We start from the raw sequence: 18346 nt of genomic DNA on the forward strand, positions 1-18346 counted from the left end.
TGACCGGCACCGTGACCCTGCCCGAAGGCACCGAAATGGTTATGCCTGGCGACAACCTGAAGTTCGACGTTGAACTGATTGCGCCTATCGCGATGGAAAACGGCCTGCGTTTCGCCATCCGCGAAGGCGGCCGCACCGTCGGCGCCGGCGTTGTGTCGAAGATCACCGAGTAAGTCGCTTTAGCGAATGATCAAACAGAAAGGCCGCCCATTCGGGCGGCCTTTTTTTGTCGTGAAACGATACCTCGGGCAGGCCTCCGTCTGGGTGTTTCAGGTGTTTTTCTTGGGCGGCGGCGCTAGGGCGCGGGTTCTGGGCTGCGCCCGACAGCGCGATCAGCGTGGTCCGTGATGTCATCCAACCTCGCCTGCAGGCTGAGCCGGAGAGCCTCGGCCTCTTCTTCGCTGGGTTTCTTGGGCACCGGGTCCGTCCATTCCTGACAGATCAGCACGCCGCGTGAAAAGGGCAGGGGCAACATCTGCTTGTCCCAGGTGGGCAGCTTCAGCACCCGAGGCTGCGCAAAGGCGACGGTAAAGACTCGACAGCCGGTCATCCGTGCCCAGGTTATGGGCACCCCGGATGAGATGCGCGCCGGGCCACGCGGCCCATCGGCGGCGATACCGATAGAACAGCCCTCCTTGGTGCGTCGCAACACTTCGCGCGATAGCGCGACATGGCGTTTGTGGCTCGACATCGGGATGGTTTCAAACCCCAGCCGCACCAAAATCTGCCCGGCCAGCCGCCCGGCCCGCGCTGCTGATGTCAGTGCGCAGATGCGCCCGAGCGAGGTGTCGAACAGGTAGGGTGCCATGATCAGCCGTTGATGCCAGAGCACAAAGATCACTGGCTCGCCACGGCTCACCGCCGCATCCATGTCCTCAAACCCGGTGCGCTGCCAGCGCGATGTACGATGGGCGAAATCAACATAGCGGGCAAAAAGCGCCTCGATCGTGCGATTGAAGCGAGGACTGTCGGCAATTTTCTTTCGCAGGCTCAATAGTAGATCCCTTTTTTGCCTGTCATAGAATATAATCCGTGCAAGAGCCAGTCTGCCGACTGGCCGAGCTGACAGTGAAGGGCCCACCGGGGTGAGCCCAAAAAAACCCCACTATTTCTGCTGATTTCCCCCTTGCGAGTCACGCAGAGGTGGCTTAGTTACACCGGCACTGCAGGGGTATAGCTCAGTTGGTAGAGCGACGGTCTCCAAAACCGTAGGTCTCGGGTTCGAACCCTGATGCCCCTGCCAGTAAGCTAAAGGATCTAGGCCTTCCAGGTTCGCATCCATAACATCGTTTCCCACAACATTCCCTACTTTCACGATTGTATTGTTTTGATCGCTGCAATCTTGTGATCCGTGCCGACGCGCCCGGATAGCCCGGACATGTTTGGATATGACGGGACGCTTCTGGCCTTGCAGTTTTGACAAGAAGCTTGGCGTATCGTACGTGAAGAGATGAAGCTGATTGCCGTAATTTTCTTGTCTTTTTGTGTTTTTGCTGCCGCGCTGGCTTTCTTCGTCTGGCCACGATCCGCTAAAATAAAGCACTACACGGCTGAGGAGCTGGTAGGAGCTACCTGTGAAGAGCTGGGCGCAGCGCACGAGGAGGTCATCTTTGCATATCACGATGCCGAGATTGCTTACGTTAGAAGGGCAGGTGTGTTTCACGATGACCTCGGCCTTCCGCAAGAAGACGTAGTGCCATTTGTTGTTCTCATGAGGCGGTTCATGGAAGATAACGACATAAAAGAGGCCGACCTAGCAGCGCCTTTGTCTCCTTCAATACCGCTCCAGAGTTCCAAGTTTTATTATGAAATATCCGCCATATGTGCAGCAAACCCCTTGCTCGGGGCGGTTGCGGCAATGCGGCAAGCGGCAACAAAACTCAACCTGATTAATTAGGCCGTGTTTCAATGTCGTTCTCGTTTATGGCTGCTTTGGCATGTCGCATCTCAGTACTGAAATACAGTACCAAATGACCGCGTTGGGCCGCCCGTGTCGAACGGTCCAACGGCGTAGATTTCAATAGCTCTCCATCTCGTTACAGATCTGGGTGCCTTTTGATCGTCGCATTGAACGCCTGCCGTATCTTGTGCGAGCGGCGGACAAAGATATTTTGGTCTGACTGACGTCCCCTTGCTGTGACGCAGGTGCGGTCTGCCGAGCCCCCCGATGCGCCAAGCGCCGAATGCAAATCGTGGTTTGCCGACAAAACGAACTGAGCGCAGCCTAGCTGTTGGCCAGATCCTTTATCATCGATCCGGTCTCGCGCAGTTCATCCGCGTAGCCTACGCTGGCAATGGTTATCGCAACGACCTTGTCTCCCAATTTGACAGCGGCGTCTGCGGTTTCCACCGCGTGGGTGGCATCCACCAGGCCGCCACCAGCGATCGCCCCCAGCTGGACCAGCACCTTGGCCGTGTAGTTGACGCCATCCTGCAGCTTGCTGTTCTTGCCAAGCGCCGCCAGCGCCTTGCTAAGATGGGGCAGTTTCCGGTCCACTGTGTTAAAGCTCTTGGCTAGGTCCGCTGTCTTGTCGAGCAGCTCATTGAGCGATTTCTCGTTGCGTTTGAGGTTCTTCTTGAGGATCTTCTTGTAAGGATGGGTGTCGGACAGGCCGTTCACCGTCTGGTCCAGGCTTTTGCATGAATCCATTGCATTCATGATTTCATTTGTCAGCTTCTGCGTCTTGAAACCGGCATGGGCGGTGTTGACCTTGAGATCCTTAAGGCTGGATTTGGCCTTGTCCAGCGTCGGCACCAGATCAATGCCCAATGCGGCATTCAGGGTGGTGCCAAGGGTTTCCGATGCGCCCCGACCGACGCCCTTGCTGGCCTTGTCAAACGCAACGGCCAAGTATTTCAGATGTCCCTGCAACAGGGTAGCAGCTTGGGTGATCTTCATGTTGTGTTCAACCAGCTGTTGGGTCAGGCCTGCAGCCGAGCGCGCAAAGCCATAAATCGCGAGAGCCTGGGTGCCGGGCAAGGCAATGGCCACACCGCTGGCAGTGGTCATAACTACCGACTTGGCAATATTGACGCGCCTTTTCTTCAGGTCCTTCTGATACTGCGCTTCCAATGATGCATTCAGTCCCATCTTCTTCAGAACATTTGTCGGCACCTTGTGATGCAGATCCGCCAGGTCGTTGGCATGTTCGTCCAGCTTATCACCCAAGACCTTAGCGGTTTTTTTTGCATCCATCCCGACCCGCGCCTTGGACTGTGCCCGAATTTCGGCCGCAGCCTTCTTGACAGTATCCTCGAGGGCATTGCTGTATTGCGCATGCAGCGTGTTCAGCGCGTTCTTTTTATCCAGTTCCTGAACGATCACCTCCAGCAACATGATCGTCACCTGTTTGCCCTTCAACTTCAGGCCATCGCAGTACTTGTCACCTTTCAGCCTATCGTTGACCTTGTCGGCAATATTGTAGCGGTAGACTTCGCGGGTCTTGCTACCGAATTTCAGCGCCGCTTTGTGTTCTGCCTTGATCAGCTCATCGAGCTTGTCCAGATCGCTCAGGATCGCTTTCTTGCGTTTCGGCGTGGCAGACAGGCTGCTTGCGTCCTTACGCACAGCCTTGCTGGCGACGGTAAGCGCGTTGAGCGACGTAACCAGCAAGGATTGCACGGTGTCGCGCTTTGCCTCCTTGTAGGACTTGAGCGCCGCCGTCATCTTGGCCGCCGATGATGGTGGTTTCGCCCCCGGCCAGGCGGCTTTCCACCACAGGGAACTGATGGTCACGGGTAAACGCTTCTTGAGGTCCTTGTCGGTAAAATCCGCCATACAACATACTCACACTAATTACACAAAAAGGCGCTCTGTCGCGTAAATGCTGCGAAGAGCATGGTTAACTCTGTTTCAACCGAAATTCTCAAAGCGGATGATCTGCAGGCATATCCTGTCGCTGCTTTGGGTTTGAAGCAAGCATTTTAAACCCGCCGCGGGGTGGCCCAGACAGATCAGGCGCCCCCGTGTCGGACACCTGGAAAACCAGGAGGAAGTCATCAGTGTTGATGGCTGGAGCGGCCTCAAGTTGCGCCAGTCGCGCGGCATTGTCGCAGACGGTCCCTTCGACCCGCAGGCCTTTCAGGCTGGCCTCCGAAGTCTCAGCTCCTGAGCAATCAATTCCAATTGCGCGTGCAAAGATATGCGGCAAGCCGGAAGCCCGCTTCGGACCCTACCGTCAGCGGCTCTTGCATCCCGCTTTCGAGCGCTCTCAGAGATCCCGAAGCGCGTGCTCTCCACCACGGTTTAACGCCCCCCCTGATGAAGGGCGGGTGGAAACCTGTCGGCACTCACGCAAAGCACAGCAAAAATCCATTTTACCGGCACTCAGACAGATGATCTTACTGACACATGATCTTACTGACGCTGCGCAGATTGGCGGCAATCTGGACCGTCACGGAATCAACGGTCATGGTTTCGTCGGCCGCCCAGGCGACCACTGCTTCAGTCAGCGCCCGCGTCGACAGTTCCGCCAGCAGCCGCGACTCGATGGCCAGATCAGACCCCAGCCGCGTTTCCAAAAGCCCCGAAATCGAGCTTGAGGTTTCGTCGACCTGCGTCCGGAACATATCGTGAAGGGTGGGGTTCGCATCGACGACCGCAATAATTTTCAGCAGCAGGGCGCGGTCAAGTGGGTCTTCATGCAGCCCCTGGCCCAGCAGTTTCGCAAGATCATCCAGGATAGGTCCACTCGATTCAACGAACCAACCTGCGCCCTTGATATCCAGTCTGATTGCTTCGCCAAGGATCGCAGCCTGTTTGTTATTGTAATAATTAAAGAATGTCCGCGTGCTGATGCCCGCTTCAATTGCGATGGCTTCGGTCGTGGTTTGGTCCAGCCCATTGCGCAGGGCGACCGTGACAGCGGCCATCTGGATATCTCGTGCCGTCTGTAAACGGCGCCTTTCACGAAGATTCATGCCCATACCTTGCACAACCAAACTATTCACATCATGTAAATATTGCACACTGTGTATTATTATGCAATCAGCCATCAACACCTGACGACGCGCGGAACAACCGGATTATATGACCATGTACAAGTTTCCCATTTTCACCGGTGCCGCATTGGCCGCACTGGTCTCGCTGGCGACCTCTGTTGCTGCACAGATGCCACCCAAACAGGTTGGCGTCATCAAGGCGGAGGTTCAGGATGTGCCGCGGATCGTTACCTTGCCCGGGCGCTCTGTGGCGGCATCGTCTACGGCGATCCGCCCGCGGGTAAGCGGTATCGTCACTGAAATCCTGTATGAACCTGGTCGCCCCATCGAAGCAGGCACACCGATGTTTCGCATCGACGACATCACCTATCAGACCAACGTCGCGGCAGCTGCGGCTCAGGTCGCTGGCGCCGAGGCAAAAGTGACCGAGGCCCAGGCCGCCTTTTCCCGCACCGAACAGCTGGTCGGGTCGGGCAGCACACAAGCGCAGGTCGAATCCGCCCGCGCCGCGCTGGATCAGGCCCGTGCCGGTCAGGATTCCGCCCGCGCCAGCCTGACACTGGCCCAGGCACAGCTGGCCTGGACCACGGTCACCAGCCCGCTGTCGGGTGTCGCCAGCGTCTCGGCGGCTTCGATCGGGGATCTGGTGACCGAAGGGCAGGCGGATGCGATGGCTACGGTCACGCAACTGGACCCGATCGAGGTGGATATGTACGAGCCCTCGTCGCGGTTTCTCAGTGTGATGGACGACATCACCGATGGCACCCTGCGTCTGAATGATCAGCTGAACGCCACGCTGACGTTGGAGAACGGGCGCACCTATCAGGGCAAGGGCGCGCTTGTCGCGCCGGGTGTGACGGTGTCGACCTCCACTGGGTCCATCGACACGCGGTTCCGTTTCGACAACCCCGACAACATGATCCTTCCCGGAATGTTCCTGCGCGGACAGATCGACCTTGGTATCACGCAGGCGATCCTTGTGTCGCAATCGGCAACCAGCCGCGACAAGCTGGGCAATCTGTCGGCGTGGGTTGTTGTCGACGGCAAGGTCAGCCAACGCGATCTGACCGAAAACGGCAGCTACCAGCAACAGTGGATTGTTACTGCCGGTCTTGAAGGTGGCGATATGGTTGTCGTTGACGGGCTGACAGGGCTGAGCGAAGGAGCCGAAGTTGTGCCTGTCCCGGTCAGCTTTGACGCAAACGGCGTGGTACGCGAGGCCGCGCCTGATGCCGATGCGCCTGACGCCGAAATTCAGGCAGAAATGCCGACCGAAGCGTCCTCCGACGCGTCCGCGACGGAGTAACGAACAGCATGGCCCGTTTTTTCATTCACCGTCCGGTTTTCGCCTGGGTGATCGCTTTGGTCGTTATGCTGGTTGGCGCGCTTGGCCTGAACTCGCTTGCGATCGAACAATACCCGCAGATCGCGCCCACCACTGTGCGTATCTCCGCCAGCTATACGGGCGCATCGGCTGAAATTGTGGAATCCTCGGTGACCACGGTTGTCGAAGACGCGATGACCGCGCTGGACGGTCTGATCTACATGACCTCCAGCTCGACCCCTGGCGCGGCATCAGTCTCACTTACCTTTGACGACAGCGTGGATGCGGACATCGCGCAGGTGCAGGTGCAGAACAAGTTGCAGCTGGTCAATTCACAACTGCCCGACGTCGTGCAGCAACGTGGTGTGAGCGTTTCAAGGTCGACCAGTTCGATCCTGCTGGTCGGCGCGTTGACCACCTCGGAAGGACAGATGAACACCGTCGAGTTGGGCGACCTGATCTCGCAACTGATCGAAGATCCGGTGAAACGCACGCCCGGCGTGGGGTCCATCAACATCTTCGGCTCTGGCTATGCCATGCGGATCTGGATGGATCCGATGAAGATGGTCCAGTATCAGGTTACCCCCGCCGACATCACGGCAGCGGTTGCGGCGCAGAACACGAATGTCACCGTGGGTGATCTGGGTGCACAACCCAGTGCCGGCGGCCAGCGGGTGACAGTACCGATTTCGGCGCAGTCGCAACTGTCCTCGGTTCCCGAATTCGAAAGCATCCTGCTGCGTGTCGACCCTGACGGATCCACCGTGTTTCTGGGCGATGTGGCCAATATCGAGATCGGTCAGGAAAGCTATGGCGGTGCGGCGCGCCACAACGGCAATCCGGCGGCAGGCTTTGCGGTGAACCTTGCGACGGGGGCCAATGCGGTCGACACCGCCGCGGCGGTGCGCGAGACGATCAACGGTATGGCCAAGGCGCTGCCCGCAGGGGTTGAGGTGGTTTATCCCTATGACACGTCGCCTTTTGTCGAAGAATCCATATCGCAAGTTTATCACACGCTGATTGAAGCCGTTGTCTTGGTGTTTCTGGTCATTCTTGTCTTTTTGCAAAGCTGGCGCGCCACACTTATTCCCGTCATCGCGATCCCCGTGGTTCTGCTGGGCACCTTTGCCGTGCTGGCGGCAGCCGGATTCACCATCAACACGCTGACCATGTTCGCGCTGGTGCTGGCCATCGGCCTGCTGGTGGATGACGCCATTGTTGTGGTCGAAAACGTTGAACGTGTCATGGAGGAAGAGGGCGTCGGCCCTGTCGAGGCCACCGAAAAAAGCATGGACGAGATCACTTCGGCGCTGGTCGGCATCGTGCTGGTTCTATCGGCGGTCTTCCTGCCGATGGCATTCATGGGCGGGGCAACGGGCGTGATTTACCGCCAGTTTTCGGTCACGATCATCACGGCGATGGTGCTGTCGCTGGGTGTGGCTGTCATCCTGACGCCCGCGATGTGTGCCAGCCTGCTGAAGCCGCGCAAACATGGCGACGGCATCGCGCCCGCCCGCTGGTTCAACCGCAACCTTGACCGGGGCACAAACGGCTATGTGGCTGTGGTGACCCGCTATGTAAAGCGCCCGCTGCGCGCGCTGCTGGTGCTGGCTGCGGTGGTGTTTGGTGTGGTGGTGATGTTTGACCGCCTGCCCGGATCGTTCCTGCCGGACGAGGATCAGGGCGTGGCGCTGGTCATCATCCAGGGGCCCGACGGGTCCACCACCGCACAGACCCTCGCATTGGTCGAAAAGGTCGAAAGCTACCTGCTGAACGCCGAAAGCGACACGGTCGAATCCGTCTTTGCGGCGCTCGGCTTCAGCTTTGGCGGCAGTGGCCAGAACAACGCGATGGTCTTTGTGAAGCTGCGCGACTACGACGCGCGCGAAGGCTTTGACATCGGCGGGCTGGTGAACCGTGCCAACGGCTATTTCTTCAGCACCAACCGCCAGGGCAATATCTTTGTGCTGCAACCGCCCGCCATTCAGGGCATGGGCAGCTCGTCCGGCTTCACCATGTATCTGACCGACCAAGGCGGGCAGGGACAACAGGCGCTGGCCGCCGCCGCTGACCAGCTGGTTGCAGATGCTCAGGCCGATGGGCGGGTCACATCGCTGCGTGGCAACGAGGCCGCCAGCCAGACTGCACTTCGGCTGGATATCGATCAACAAAAGGCCGCGGCCTTCGGTCTGTCGATCACCGATGTGAATGCGATGCTGTCAGTCATCTTCGCAGGCCGCGAGGTCAATGATTTCGCCCTTGGCAACGATCTGCGTCCGGTGATCGTGCAGGGGCAGGCCGAACAGCGGTCACAGCCTGAAGACATCAACAGCTGGTACGCGCGCAATAGTGCAGGCGAAATGGTGTCCTTTGCCGCCTTCTCGGAACAAAGCTGGACGCAGGAACCGCAGGCGGTCTCGCGCTATGGCGGCACCCGCGGCATGGAACTCAGCGGCGCTTCAGTGGCGGGGCTGTCGTCCAGTGACGGCATGAACGCGATGGAAGAGCTGGTGGCGGAACTTGACGGTAACTACGGCACCGCATGGACGGGCCTGTCCTATCAGGAACGGCTGTCGGGCAATCAGGCGCCGTTGCTGTTCGCGCTGTCCGCCCTTGTGGTGTTTCTGGCGCTTGCGGCCCTCTATGAGAGCTGGGCAGTGCCGCTGGCCGTGATGCTGACAGTTCCGGTCGGCATTCTCGGCGCGCTCGCCGCGGCCTATTTTCTGGGGCAGTCAAACGATGTCTACTTCAAGGTGGGTCTGCTGACGACCATCGGCCTGGCCGCGCGCAACGCCATCCTGATCGTGGAGTTTGCCCAGTCGCAATTGCACGAAGGCAAAACCGTGATCGACGCGGCACTCGTCGCGTCGCGGCAGCGTTTGCGTCCTATCCTGATGACGACCTTTGCTTTTATGCTGGGCGTGCTGCCACTGGCCATCGCATCCGGTGCGGGAGCAGGGGCGCAAAACTCGATCGGTATAGGGGTGCTGGGGGGCATGACCTCTTCGGCGGTGCTGGGGATTTTCCTTGTGCCGGTGTGCTACGTTGCGGTTCTGAAACTGCGCGATCTGATAGCGCGAAAGGGAAAAACAGGGTTACCTGACCGAACAAACCCGTCGCAGCCCTGTCCTTGATCGCGCATTTGTTGACCGCCGCCAGTGCGGTCGGCGCGCAGTTCTGCCGCACCCAAGAAGACCGCTTCATGCGTCGCGCGGAGGAGTATCGCGTCGTCCGAAGGCTCGCCGGAAAACGGGAAAAGGCCCGGCGCATTGACAAGCTGATCGCATGAGCAACTGCCGCCCCTCATCATGGGGCGGCTCGCCACAGCGATCAAATAACGGGTCACGCCGAATGTGCCGTGATCGCGGAGCGGCATCGCACCCACGCAAGCGAACCGCAGGGCGGCACCATATCCCAGATCCCCATTTGCAGCGTCGAGATGGATCACCCGTCAGGCACGCCGCAATTGCAGCAATCTCATATGGCAGCCCACGTTCAAGAATGGCGCATGTCGTCAATGGGGTGGCAGGCCCATGTCAAAGCGCCCTGAGGCGCCCGACAGAAAGATCCGGGCTTACCAAGAAAGGGAATGTCGGGACCTTCACGAGGATGACATGGCCTCGTCACATATCCTTTAAGCACCGGAGGTACTGACGCGGTTAACTCTTTTACCAATAGGACAAAAATATGGCTCACGCAAAATACAGTCTGTCGCGCCGCGCGTTCCTTACCACCAGCGCCGCAAGTTTTGCCGCCCTCTCGTCAATCGTCGCCTTTCGGGCCAATGCGCAGGCCTCTGCGGGCGAACTGCTACTGGTGCCCGCCACGCCGAACCCGAATGGCACGATTGAGCGTCTCTTTCTGCTGCACGGCGACCCGCTTGCCGGGCCGATCCGCCAGATCGTGACAGAGGCCGGGAATCCCGTGCCCGCCCCCACGATGGAGCCGGGCGCGCGCCGGGTGCTGCGGCTGATGCACTTCAACGACATGCACAACCACATCACCGATATGGACGACAAGCGCGGCGACACGCATCGCATGTCCCAGATCGCGCGCCGGATGCAGGACACCCGCGCCGCCGCCGCTGAGAACGAGGTCGTGCTGCTGCTGGGCGGCGGAGACGACCACACCGGTTCGGTCTTTGACGAACTTCTGGGCTGGGCGCCCGAGGAATTTGTTGCCGATGCGGGCTATCGGGTGAATTCGGCCGCTGGTGTTGATGTCGCGGTCCTGGGCAACCATGAATTCGACCGTGGCGCCGAGATGCTGCGCATCGGGATCGAACGGGACGCCCGCTTTCCTCTGCTATCGGCCAATGTTCACAGCTCTGCGCATATCGCGCGCGACCGCGACTACACCGCTGCCGCCGTGGCCGAGGTGAAGGGCTTGCGCATCGGCTTCATCGGGCTGACCACCCAGGTCGACACTCGCATCGGCCAGCCCGATGATCCCAACATGGGGGTTGCCAGCCCGGTCGAGGCCATCCGCAACGTGATGCCCGCGCTTTCGCAGATCTGTGATGTCGTGGTGATCCTGTCCCACTGTGGCTATGGCACCGGCCAAAGCCGCTCGGGCAAGGCGGGCGCGGACCGCTCGATCGGCGAGGGCGATTTTGACATCGCGGCCGCCGCGGGTCTGCTGACGGACAAGCCCGTGATCCTTATCGGGGGCCATTCTCACACCCGCCTGAACGCCGAAGGCCTGAACCCCGACAACATTATCGAAGGCGTGCTGATGACCCAGGCCGAGGCAAACGGGAAGTACCTGGGCGAGATCACAATGTCCCTGGCTGCGGATCAGGGACGCAAGGGCTGGTTCACACATGTCGGCCTGCATCCGATCAAACCCCGTGATGACCGGGTCGCCGCTGATGATCCAAAGTTTGCGACCCTTGAAAAGGATGGCGATTTCGATACTGCCTTCGAAGAGACCCATGTCGCGCCCCTGCGTCTGGCACTGCAAAGCAAGCTGGCTGAGACCATCGGCATCGTCACCGCAGGCGAAGCCGTCAGTACCGCGACCGTGGAGGCCGAGCGCTATGTCGGGGAAAATGCGCTGCTGAACTTCATGAACGACGCGCTGGTGAAACGCTCTGCAGGCTTTGCAAATGGCACGATCGATCTGGCCCTGTTCAACGCCACCGCAATTCTGGCAGGCGTGGCGCAGGGGCCGCTGTCCTTCGGCAGCTGGTATGACGTGATGCCCTATGCCGACCAGGTGCATGTCGCCACGATGACTGGTGCGCAAATTCACGAGATGGTGCAATCAAACGCCAAGCGCATCGTCCGGCCCGAAGAGGCCGATACCCTTGATTTCAAGGGCTTCATCTCGCGTGGTTTCCTGCATTTCTCCGAAGGACTGCGCTATCGGTTGGTGCTGGGCGACAGCGTCGGCGAAGCCCGCGCCGAGGAGATCACCCTGCATGGCCAGCCACTCGCCAGCATGCCTGAACGCCTGTTCCGCGTGGCCTTCAACAGCTACGTTCGGCTTGGCGGTTTCTCTGAAGCTTGGAACGGCAAGGCCATCGGCGCCGGGGTACCCGGCCAGATCCCGGGCATGGACCTGCGCGGTCTGGATTACGAGGAAAGCGGTCTGGTCTATCGAAACGAGATCATCGCTCAGATCCGCCAGGATGGCGGCATTAGTGCCGAAACCGCGCGGCTGGATGGACGCCTGATCATCGCCTAACCGTCACGCTTACCCCGAGGAATCAAGAGCCCCGTCCGGACGCCCCGGTCGGGGCTTTCTCTACGCAGAGCTGCCGTTGATGCACACAGTCCGCCCGAGGTGATAAAACCCTACCTTTGCTTCTGATTGTGTCCTTTGCTGCGATGCCGCGACCTTTGGCCAAACAGTTGTTTGCGCCCCCCCCCGGCGATTGCACCGGGGGCCTCTCACAGCGGAATGCTGGACCCGGAAGGCCTGGCGCCGCTCAGCTGGCTTGAGAGTGGCGCAGGGCTGCTCATGCATAGTTTTGAGGGAGAGTTCCGATCTGATCTCATCCTGACGCAAGAGTTGGGCGCTGCCACGGCCTTTCGCTAAAGCCTCATTGCGGGGGGCTTCGACCGCCAGGTCGCCGAAATTCAGGTCGGCATTACTGTCCTCAATCGCTATACGGCTCTTGGTGTACCTGTTCCCGAGCCCGTAGGGTGAGACAGTCCGGGGAAAGGGCGATCATGCCCCTAGGCACTAATTTCACTGGCATTCTGTTGCTGTTTCCGGGCAAGGGATAGCGCTGCCTCAATGGGGTCGACGACGGTAAGGTTCAGCGCTTGCGATAGATCCGCAGCCAAACCGCCCATGCCGGCACACCCTAGGACAAGCGTGCGGGTCTGCGTGTGTTCCGCGCAGCGTCGTCTGGCCTGTGCGATCAGCCGTTCTTTGGCGTTTGCTCTGTCGTGTTCGAAATCCAGCACCGGGACATCTGAGGCAAAAACGCCGAGACAATGACGCTGCAGATTGTAGCTTGCGATGTTGGCCTCAAGTACCGGCACCGATAACTGGGACGTGGTCAGGACGATAAAAGGCTCGGCCAGGTCATGCGCAGTGATGAAACTGGCCTCGCCCAGCCCCACAAGCGGCATGCGGCTGCGAGATCGGGCGATCGGCAAGCCGGTGTCATCGAAACAGCCGATTACCCCCAGGTCGAATCCGCCCTCGGCCAGCAGAGAAAGCGTGCCCGGTTCCGCGGCTTCGCCATCGGCCTGGCCCTGAATTGAGGCCGGCCCGGCAGTGTTGGTGACACCTGTGACAACAAAGTCGCGAGGCGCGAGACCGCGAGCCTGGTCTACCATGCGCTCGGTCATTTCAACGGTGGAATTCGGGTTCACAAAACAGAGCTTCATCCGCGCAGGCCTTCGCTTTGGCGGCTGGTGAAGGCGGCCCATTCTTCCAGCGACATGGTCGGAAGATCAAAAGTCTGGTTAGAACGGCAGTACCCATGGCCGCCCATGCGCCCCAGCGCATCCAGCGCCGTCGGATTGACATGGTGGCGGTCGTTCACCAGGCCTGGGTGGCTGTGCATGGCCAGCACCTCGCCTAAGATGATCTCACGCGATTTGCCGATGTTGAGCGTGGTGTGGCGGCGGCATTCGAACCGCACCGGGGCTTCGGCGATCTGCGGGCAGGAGACGAACTCGCCCGGCAACATGGTCAGCCCGGCTTCGGCGATCTCGTCGATCTCGGGGCCGAAGGGCACCGCGGTTGCATTCATCGCGTGCAGGTTGGCATGCGCAGCGATGTTGACGGTGAATTCTTCCGTCACCCTGATGTTGTGGGCGGTGTCCTTGAAACGCATATCGGCGTGGTTCTCGACACCGATGGCCAGGATGGCGGGGTCGGAAGATAGGCAGTTGAAGAAACTGTAGGGCGCGGCATTGGCAATGCCCGCCTCGTTGACCGTTGTCACCCAAGCGATTGGGCGCGGCACCACCGCCCCGATCAGCAGCTTGTAGCGTTCGCGCGGTGTAAGTTCGGCGAAGTCGAATCGTGTTTGCCCTGTTGCGGGCTGGATGTCGTCGGTCATAGCGGATCTTCCATAGTCTAGGGTTTTGTCTTGGTTGGTCGATAACGTGACAGAATCGCGGCGACGTTGTCGGACTGAGCGTCTTCGGGGTTGAGCAGGGCGCGATCTTGCACCCCGTGCAGATGGCTGTGCATGCAGGCGTTGGCGCGTTCGGCGTCTCCATCTGCCAGAGCGGCTATCAGCTCGGCGTGTTCCTCGACGCCGCATTCGGCGGAGTGGACTTGTGCAAACCGCGCCAGGATCAGCGAGCAGCGTGAGACGATCTCATTGACGTAATTGGCAAGGATCTTGGAGCCCGTCAGTTCTGCCAAGAGGATGTGAAACTCGCCGGCCAGACGGATCGAGCGGGTCGAATCCTTGCCCAGGTATTTCTCTTCTTCCTTCAAATGTTCCTTTAGCGTTTTGACGATGGGCTTGGGATCCATCTTGCACAGGCGCTGAATCACCTCACGCTCAAGGCACTGGCGCATTTCAAAGATGTCATAGGCTTCCTCGATGGTCGGTTCTGCCACCGAAGCGCCGCGATTGGGCTGCAGGTCTACCAGCCCCTCGACGTCCAGGCGGACCAGCGCATTGCGTACAGTCGTGCGGCTTACACCAAAAGTTTCGCCAATCGAATCTTCGGGAAGTTTCACGCCGGGCTTTAGCGCCTGCTCAATGATGGCTTGGCGCAGGGAATCGTAAACTGGAAAGCTGCGGGTTGATGATTTGTACATTTACTGTGCTCTCATGCTTGAAATTTAAGCGTTTTCAGGCGGTGGCCTGAGGCTTTGATGAAACTAGCAGCTTTCAGTTGCTTTGTGTTGGATACAGTAATTGAATACAATCTGTAAACATTTTTGTAGACAGAAAGAAATCCAGACCATAACCTCACCTCAACGCCTGGCAGGATCCGGGTGCCGCGGATACCGCAATAAAGGCTCAGAGAAAGCCGCATTCGAAATGGATGCAATAATAACAGATTTTGTATTCACAACAGGGAGACCACAAAATGATCTCGAAGACTGGACTGAAGGCCGCGCTATTGGGCGGTATGGCGGCGGCGACGCTCGCCTCGACCGCAGCGGCGGAGACCCTTCGCTGGGGCGCGCCGCGCGACATTGTCTCGCTCGACCCTTATTCCTACGGCGACAGCTACACGATCAATTTCCTTAACCATATCTACGAAGGGCTGGTGCGCTTTGATCGCGACCTGAAGATCAAGCCGGGGTTGGCAGAAAGCTGGGAAGTCATCTCGCCAACCACCTGGCGCTTCAGCCTGCGTAAGGACGTGACATTCCACAACGGCAACACCTTCACCGCCGAGGATGTGCTCGCTTCGCTGACTCGCGTCAGTCACGAAACCTCGCCGTTGAAGGGGAACCTGCCGACCTACAAAAGCGCCACAGTGGTCGATGACCATACCATCGACATAGAGCTGACCGGCGCGTATCCGCTGTTGCTAAACGACCTGACCAACATTCACATTTTCGACAAGGACTGGCTGGTCGACAACAACGCCGAGATGCCGACGGATGTCAGCGCCGGCGTGGAGGGCTACGCCACCTTCAATACCAATGGCACCGGCCCGTTTGTTTTGGAAAGCCGCACCCCCGAGGCGCAGACGGTGTTGACCGTCAACGAGGGCTGGTGGGACGAACCAGAGCACAATCTGACCCGGATCGAATTCCAGCCTGTCACTTCTGCGGCGACCCGCGTTGCTGCGCTGCTATCCGGTGAGGTCGATTTCGTCGATAGCGCCCCGGTTCAGGATCTTCCACGGCTGGCGGCGGCGGCAAATTTGAAGGTGCTGGAACGCACCGATCTGCGCACCGTAATGCTGGGCTTCAACCGCCGCGATGAGCTGGTGGCTGGCGGCGAAAACCCATTGAATGACCTGCGCGTGCGCCAGGCGATGCAATTGGCGGTGGATATGGATCTGATCCAATCTCGCGTCATGCGCGGCAAGTCCCGCAATGCCGGTACGTTGGTCGCTCCCTCAATCCCCGGATACTCCGAAGCGCTGGACACTGTCGTTTCGGCCGCCCCGGAAAAAGCGAAAGCCCTGCTGGCTGAGGCTGGATACGAGGATGGCTTTGAGTTCGAGTTCGTTTGCACCAACGAAAGCTACGTCAACGAGGAGCAATTCTGCCAGGCGATTGCCTCGATGTGGTCGCGGATCGGGCTGAGCCCGCGTCTGGACATCGGCCCAACCGCCAAGCAGACGCCCAAGCGCGCGGGCGGCAAGGCGGATGTCTATACTATCGGTTGGGCAACACTGCCGATGCTGGATACCTATTCGATCCTGGTGCAGATGCTGCACAGCAAGGAGGGCAACTCCGGCGTATTTAACTGGGGCAACTGGTCCTACCCAGAGATCGACAAGCTGACCCAGGCGGCCTCTGTCGAACTGGACCGCGAAAAGCGCCTGTCGATGGAGACCGAGGCGCTGCGCATCGCCAAAGAGGAAATCGTGATGATGCCGCTGCATCAGCAACCGATGGCTTGGGCGGTGTCGGCAGATTTCGAGGACTTTCCGCAGTTCCCGGACAACAAGCCGCGCATGTGGTTTGTGACCCGATAATCCCCGACTGGGGCAGCGCCATTAGGGGTTGCCCCGCATTTTTCACACTACAGGGGAGAGGCACCGATGCTGGCTTTTCTGATCAAGCGGACGGCGAACGCAATCTTTGTGATGCTCTCCGTCAGTTTTATCGCCTTCATGATCTTTCGCTTTGTCGGCGATCCGGTCGAATTGATGCTGAACGAGCAGGCAACCCAGGCTCAGCGGGATGCGTTGCGCGCCAAGCTTGGGCTGGATGATCCGTTCATCGTCCAGTTCACCACCTTTGTCAAAAACGCGGCGCAGGGAGATTTCGGCATTTCCTTCCGCAACCAGCAGGACGTGCTGGCGATGATCGCAGAACGCTTCCCTGCAACTTTTGAACTGGTGATCGCGGCAACGCTGATCTCGTTGATTGTCGGCATTCCGCTGGGAGTGATCACCGCCATTCACCGCCAGCGCTGGTATGCGGAAACGCTGCAATTCACGTCGATCATCGGCATTTCGCTGCCCAGCTTTGTGGTTGGCATTGGCCTGATCCTGATCTTTTCGGTCTGGCTTGGCTGGTTCCCCGCCTTTGGTCGCGGCGAAACCGTAGACCTGGGCTGGTGGTCGACCGGGCTGCTGACGTCGTCGGGGCGCATGTCTATCATCCTGCCTGCGCTTTCACTGTCGCTGTTCCAGATCACCCTGGTGATGCGGCTGGTGCGGGCCGAGATGCTGGAGGTGCTGCGCACCGATTTCATCAAGTTCGCCCGAGCCCGCGGCATTCCAGCCCGCGCTATCCATTTCCGCCATGCGTTGCGCAATTGCCTGATGCCGGTGGTCACCATGACCGCCATGCAGATCGGTGGGCTGATCGCCTTCGCGCTGGTGACCGAAACCGTGTTCCAGTGGCCTGGCATGGGGCTGCTGTTCATCCAGGCGGTGACGTTTGTCGATGTGCCAATCATGGCGGGTTATCTCTGCATCGTCGCGCTGATCTTCGTCACCCTCAATGCCCTGGTCGACATTACCTATGCGGTGATCGACCCTCGCCTTCGCGGAGCTGACAAATGACTGATACCCGACCCCAAACCGCCGCGGCCGCGGCAACCGTTCAGGGCCGACTGGCCCGGTTCGCCGACAGCGATCTGTGGTGGAGCTTCAAGAACTCGAAATCCGCGGTCGGCGCGGCGACGGTGCTGGCCTTTGTGATCATGACCGCATTCTTGGCGCCGGTGCTGGCACCACAGAACCCCTATGATCTGGCGGCGCTGGAGCTTTGGAACGCTGAACTTCCGCCAGTGTGGATGCAGGGCGGGCAGATGCCATTCATCCTAGGCACCGATGTGCAGGGACGCGACATCTTGTCGGGTATTCTCTATGGGACGCGGATTTCGATCTTCATCGGCATTGCATCCGTCGCGGTATCGCTGGCGATTGGCCTATTGGCCGGGCTGGCCGCCGGTTACTATGGCGGCTGGGTCGACAACGTGCTGATGCGCATCGGCGATGTGCTACTGTCGATCCCGATCATCTTGGCGGCCATTCTGGTTAGCTCTGTTGCGCAGGCGCTGCTGCCGCCAGAACTGCGCGAGGCGGGCATTGCTGCGGTGCTGGTGCTAGCCATCGCATTGTATTCCTGGGTGCAATACGCCCGTGTTGTGCGGGCCCAGACCATGGTGGAGCGGCGCAAGGAATATGTGCAGGCCTCGCGGCTGGTGGGCACGCCGGGACGGCGGCTGATGCTGAAGCATATCCTCCCCAACACGCTGACCCCGGTGTTCGTGGCGGCAACGCTGAACTTTGGTCTCGCGATCCTGATTGAGGCGACGCTGTCGTTTCTCGGCGTTGGAATGCCGCCGAACCAACCCTCGCTGGGGACGCTGATACGGGTCGGCAACCAGTATCTGTTCTCAGGCTCTTGGTGGATCGTACTCTTTCCCTCGGTCCAGCTGTGTATCCTGGTGGTGGCCGTGAACATGCTGGGCGACTGGCTGCGCGATGCGCTCAACCCGAAACTCCGCTAAAG

At 59.5% G+C, this 18346-nt stretch carries 16 protein-coding genes, 1 tRNA gene and 1 pseudogene; 12 read left to right on the plus strand and 6 right to left on the minus strand.

What is annotated here, in order from left to right; translation table 11 throughout:
- A partial coding sequence (locus P2081_RS09700; protein ID WP_490363270.1) for an EF-Tu C-terminal domain-related protein occupies window positions 1-173 on the plus strand: 173 nt, incomplete at its 5' end.
- A gap of 122 nt (window positions 174-295) precedes the next feature.
- On the opposite strand, the gene P2081_RS09705 is transcribed toward P2081_RS09700, so the two are convergent.
- A complete protein-coding gene (locus P2081_RS09705) occupies window positions 296-994 on the minus strand; it encodes a lysophospholipid acyltransferase family protein (protein WP_278922678.1) in 699 nt (232 codons plus the stop codon).
- 173 nt (window positions 995-1167) lie between these two features.
- Between P2081_RS09705 and P2081_RS09710 the strand changes: the two genes are divergently transcribed.
- Both P2081_RS09710 and P2081_RS09715 read left to right on the plus strand, forming a co-directional pair.
- Window positions 1168-1243, plus strand: a tRNA-Trp gene (locus tag P2081_RS09710).
- A gap of 207 nt (window positions 1244-1450) precedes the next feature.
- Window positions 1451-1897, plus strand: coding sequence for a hypothetical protein (locus tag P2081_RS09715; RefSeq protein ID WP_278922679.1), 447 nt, complete (start codon window positions 1451-1453; stop codon window positions 1895-1897).
- 327 nt (window positions 1898-2224) lie between these two features.
- Here P2081_RS09715 and P2081_RS09720 read toward each other — a convergent pair whose 3' ends face one another.
- Window positions 2225-3778, minus strand: a complete 1554-nt coding sequence (locus P2081_RS09720) for a hypothetical protein (protein WP_278922680.1) — start codon at window positions 3776-3778, stop codon at window positions 2225-2227.
- Between the two features lie 563 nt (window positions 3779-4341).
- On the minus strand, window positions 4342-4968 hold the full coding sequence (locus P2081_RS09725) for a TetR/AcrR family transcriptional regulator (protein ID WP_278922681.1): 627 nt from the start codon (window positions 4966-4968) through the stop codon (window positions 4342-4344).
- A 67-nt stretch (window positions 4969-5035) separates the two neighbouring features.
- Between P2081_RS09725 and P2081_RS09730 the strand changes: the two genes are divergently transcribed.
- The 6 genes and pseudogenes from P2081_RS09730 to P2081_RS09755 all read left to right on the plus strand — a co-directional run.
- A complete protein-coding gene (locus P2081_RS09730) occupies window positions 5036-6247 on the plus strand; it encodes an efflux RND transporter periplasmic adaptor subunit (protein WP_278922682.1) in 1212 nt (403 codons plus the stop codon).
- A gap of 8 nt (window positions 6248-6255) precedes the next feature.
- The gene (locus tag P2081_RS09735) at window positions 6256-9399 is read left to right on the plus strand and encodes an efflux RND transporter permease subunit (RefSeq protein ID WP_278922683.1); all 3144 of its coding nucleotides are present in this window, start codon (window positions 6256-6258) and stop codon (window positions 9397-9399) included.
- The gene (locus P2081_RS09740) at window positions 9396-9554 is read left to right on the plus strand and encodes a hypothetical protein (RefSeq protein WP_278922684.1); all 159 of its coding nucleotides are present in this window, start codon (window positions 9396-9398) and stop codon (window positions 9552-9554) included. The genes P2081_RS09735 and P2081_RS09740 overlap by 4 nt, the downstream gene beginning before the upstream one ends.
- 398 nt (window positions 9555-9952) lie before the next feature.
- The gene (locus tag P2081_RS09745) at window positions 9953-11953 is read left to right on the plus strand and encodes a bifunctional metallophosphatase/5'-nucleotidase (protein ID WP_278922685.1); all 2001 of its coding nucleotides are present in this window, start codon (window positions 9953-9955) and stop codon (window positions 11951-11953) included.
- 216 nt (window positions 11954-12169) lie between these two features.
- Window positions 12170-12307 (plus strand): hypothetical protein, encoded by a 138-nt coding sequence (locus P2081_RS09750; RefSeq protein ID WP_278922686.1) that lies wholly within the window; start codon window positions 12170-12172, stop codon window positions 12305-12307.
- Window positions 12308-12310: 3 nt separating this feature from the next.
- A pseudogene (locus P2081_RS09755) lies at window positions 12311-12418 on the plus strand (IS5/IS1182 family transposase); the annotation flags it as partial.
- A gap of 29 nt (window positions 12419-12447) precedes the next feature.
- Here the strand turns inward: P2081_RS09755 and P2081_RS09760 are convergent.
- Genes P2081_RS09760 through P2081_RS09770 form a run of 3 tightly spaced genes read right to left on the minus strand, consistent with a single transcriptional unit; the run spans window position 12448 to window position 14506 of the window.
- Window positions 12448-13110, minus strand: a complete 663-nt coding sequence (locus tag P2081_RS09760; protein ID WP_278922687.1) for an aspartate/glutamate racemase family protein — start codon at window positions 13108-13110, stop codon at window positions 12448-12450.
- Window positions 13107-13790: a flavin reductase family protein gene (locus tag P2081_RS09765; RefSeq protein ID WP_278922688.1), complete on the minus strand. Its 684-nt coding sequence runs from the start codon at window positions 13788-13790 to the stop codon at window positions 13107-13109. The genes P2081_RS09760 and P2081_RS09765 overlap by 4 nt, the downstream gene beginning before the upstream one ends.
- Before the next feature lie 17 nt (window positions 13791-13807).
- Entirely contained in the window at window positions 13808-14506 is a 699-nt protein-coding gene (locus P2081_RS09770) for a GntR family transcriptional regulator (RefSeq protein WP_278922689.1), read from the minus strand.
- Between the two features lie 275 nt (window positions 14507-14781).
- On the opposite strand from P2081_RS09770, the gene P2081_RS09775 reads away from it, so the two are divergent.
- The 3 genes from P2081_RS09775 (at window position 14782) to P2081_RS09785 (ending at window position 18344) form a co-directional block, all read left to right on the plus strand.
- Window positions 14782-16353: an ABC transporter substrate-binding protein gene (locus P2081_RS09775; protein ID WP_278922690.1), complete on the plus strand. Its 1572-nt coding sequence runs from the start codon at window positions 14782-14784 to the stop codon at window positions 16351-16353.
- A gap of 66 nt (window positions 16354-16419) precedes the next feature.
- Window positions 16420-17391: an ABC transporter permease gene (locus tag P2081_RS09780; protein ID WP_278922691.1), complete on the plus strand. Its 972-nt coding sequence runs from the start codon at window positions 16420-16422 to the stop codon at window positions 17389-17391.
- Complete coding sequence (locus tag P2081_RS09785) at window positions 17388-18344, plus strand: ABC transporter permease (protein WP_278922692.1); 957 nt, start codon at window positions 17388-17390, stop codon at window positions 18342-18344. Before P2081_RS09780 ends, P2081_RS09785 begins: the two co-directional genes overlap by 4 nt.
- Window positions 18345-18346 lie beyond the last annotated feature (2 nt).

This window comes from Pseudophaeobacter profundi, from assembly GCF_029697505.1.
GTDB lineage: Bacteria > Pseudomonadota > Alphaproteobacteria > Rhodobacterales > Rhodobacteraceae > Pseudophaeobacter > Pseudophaeobacter profundi.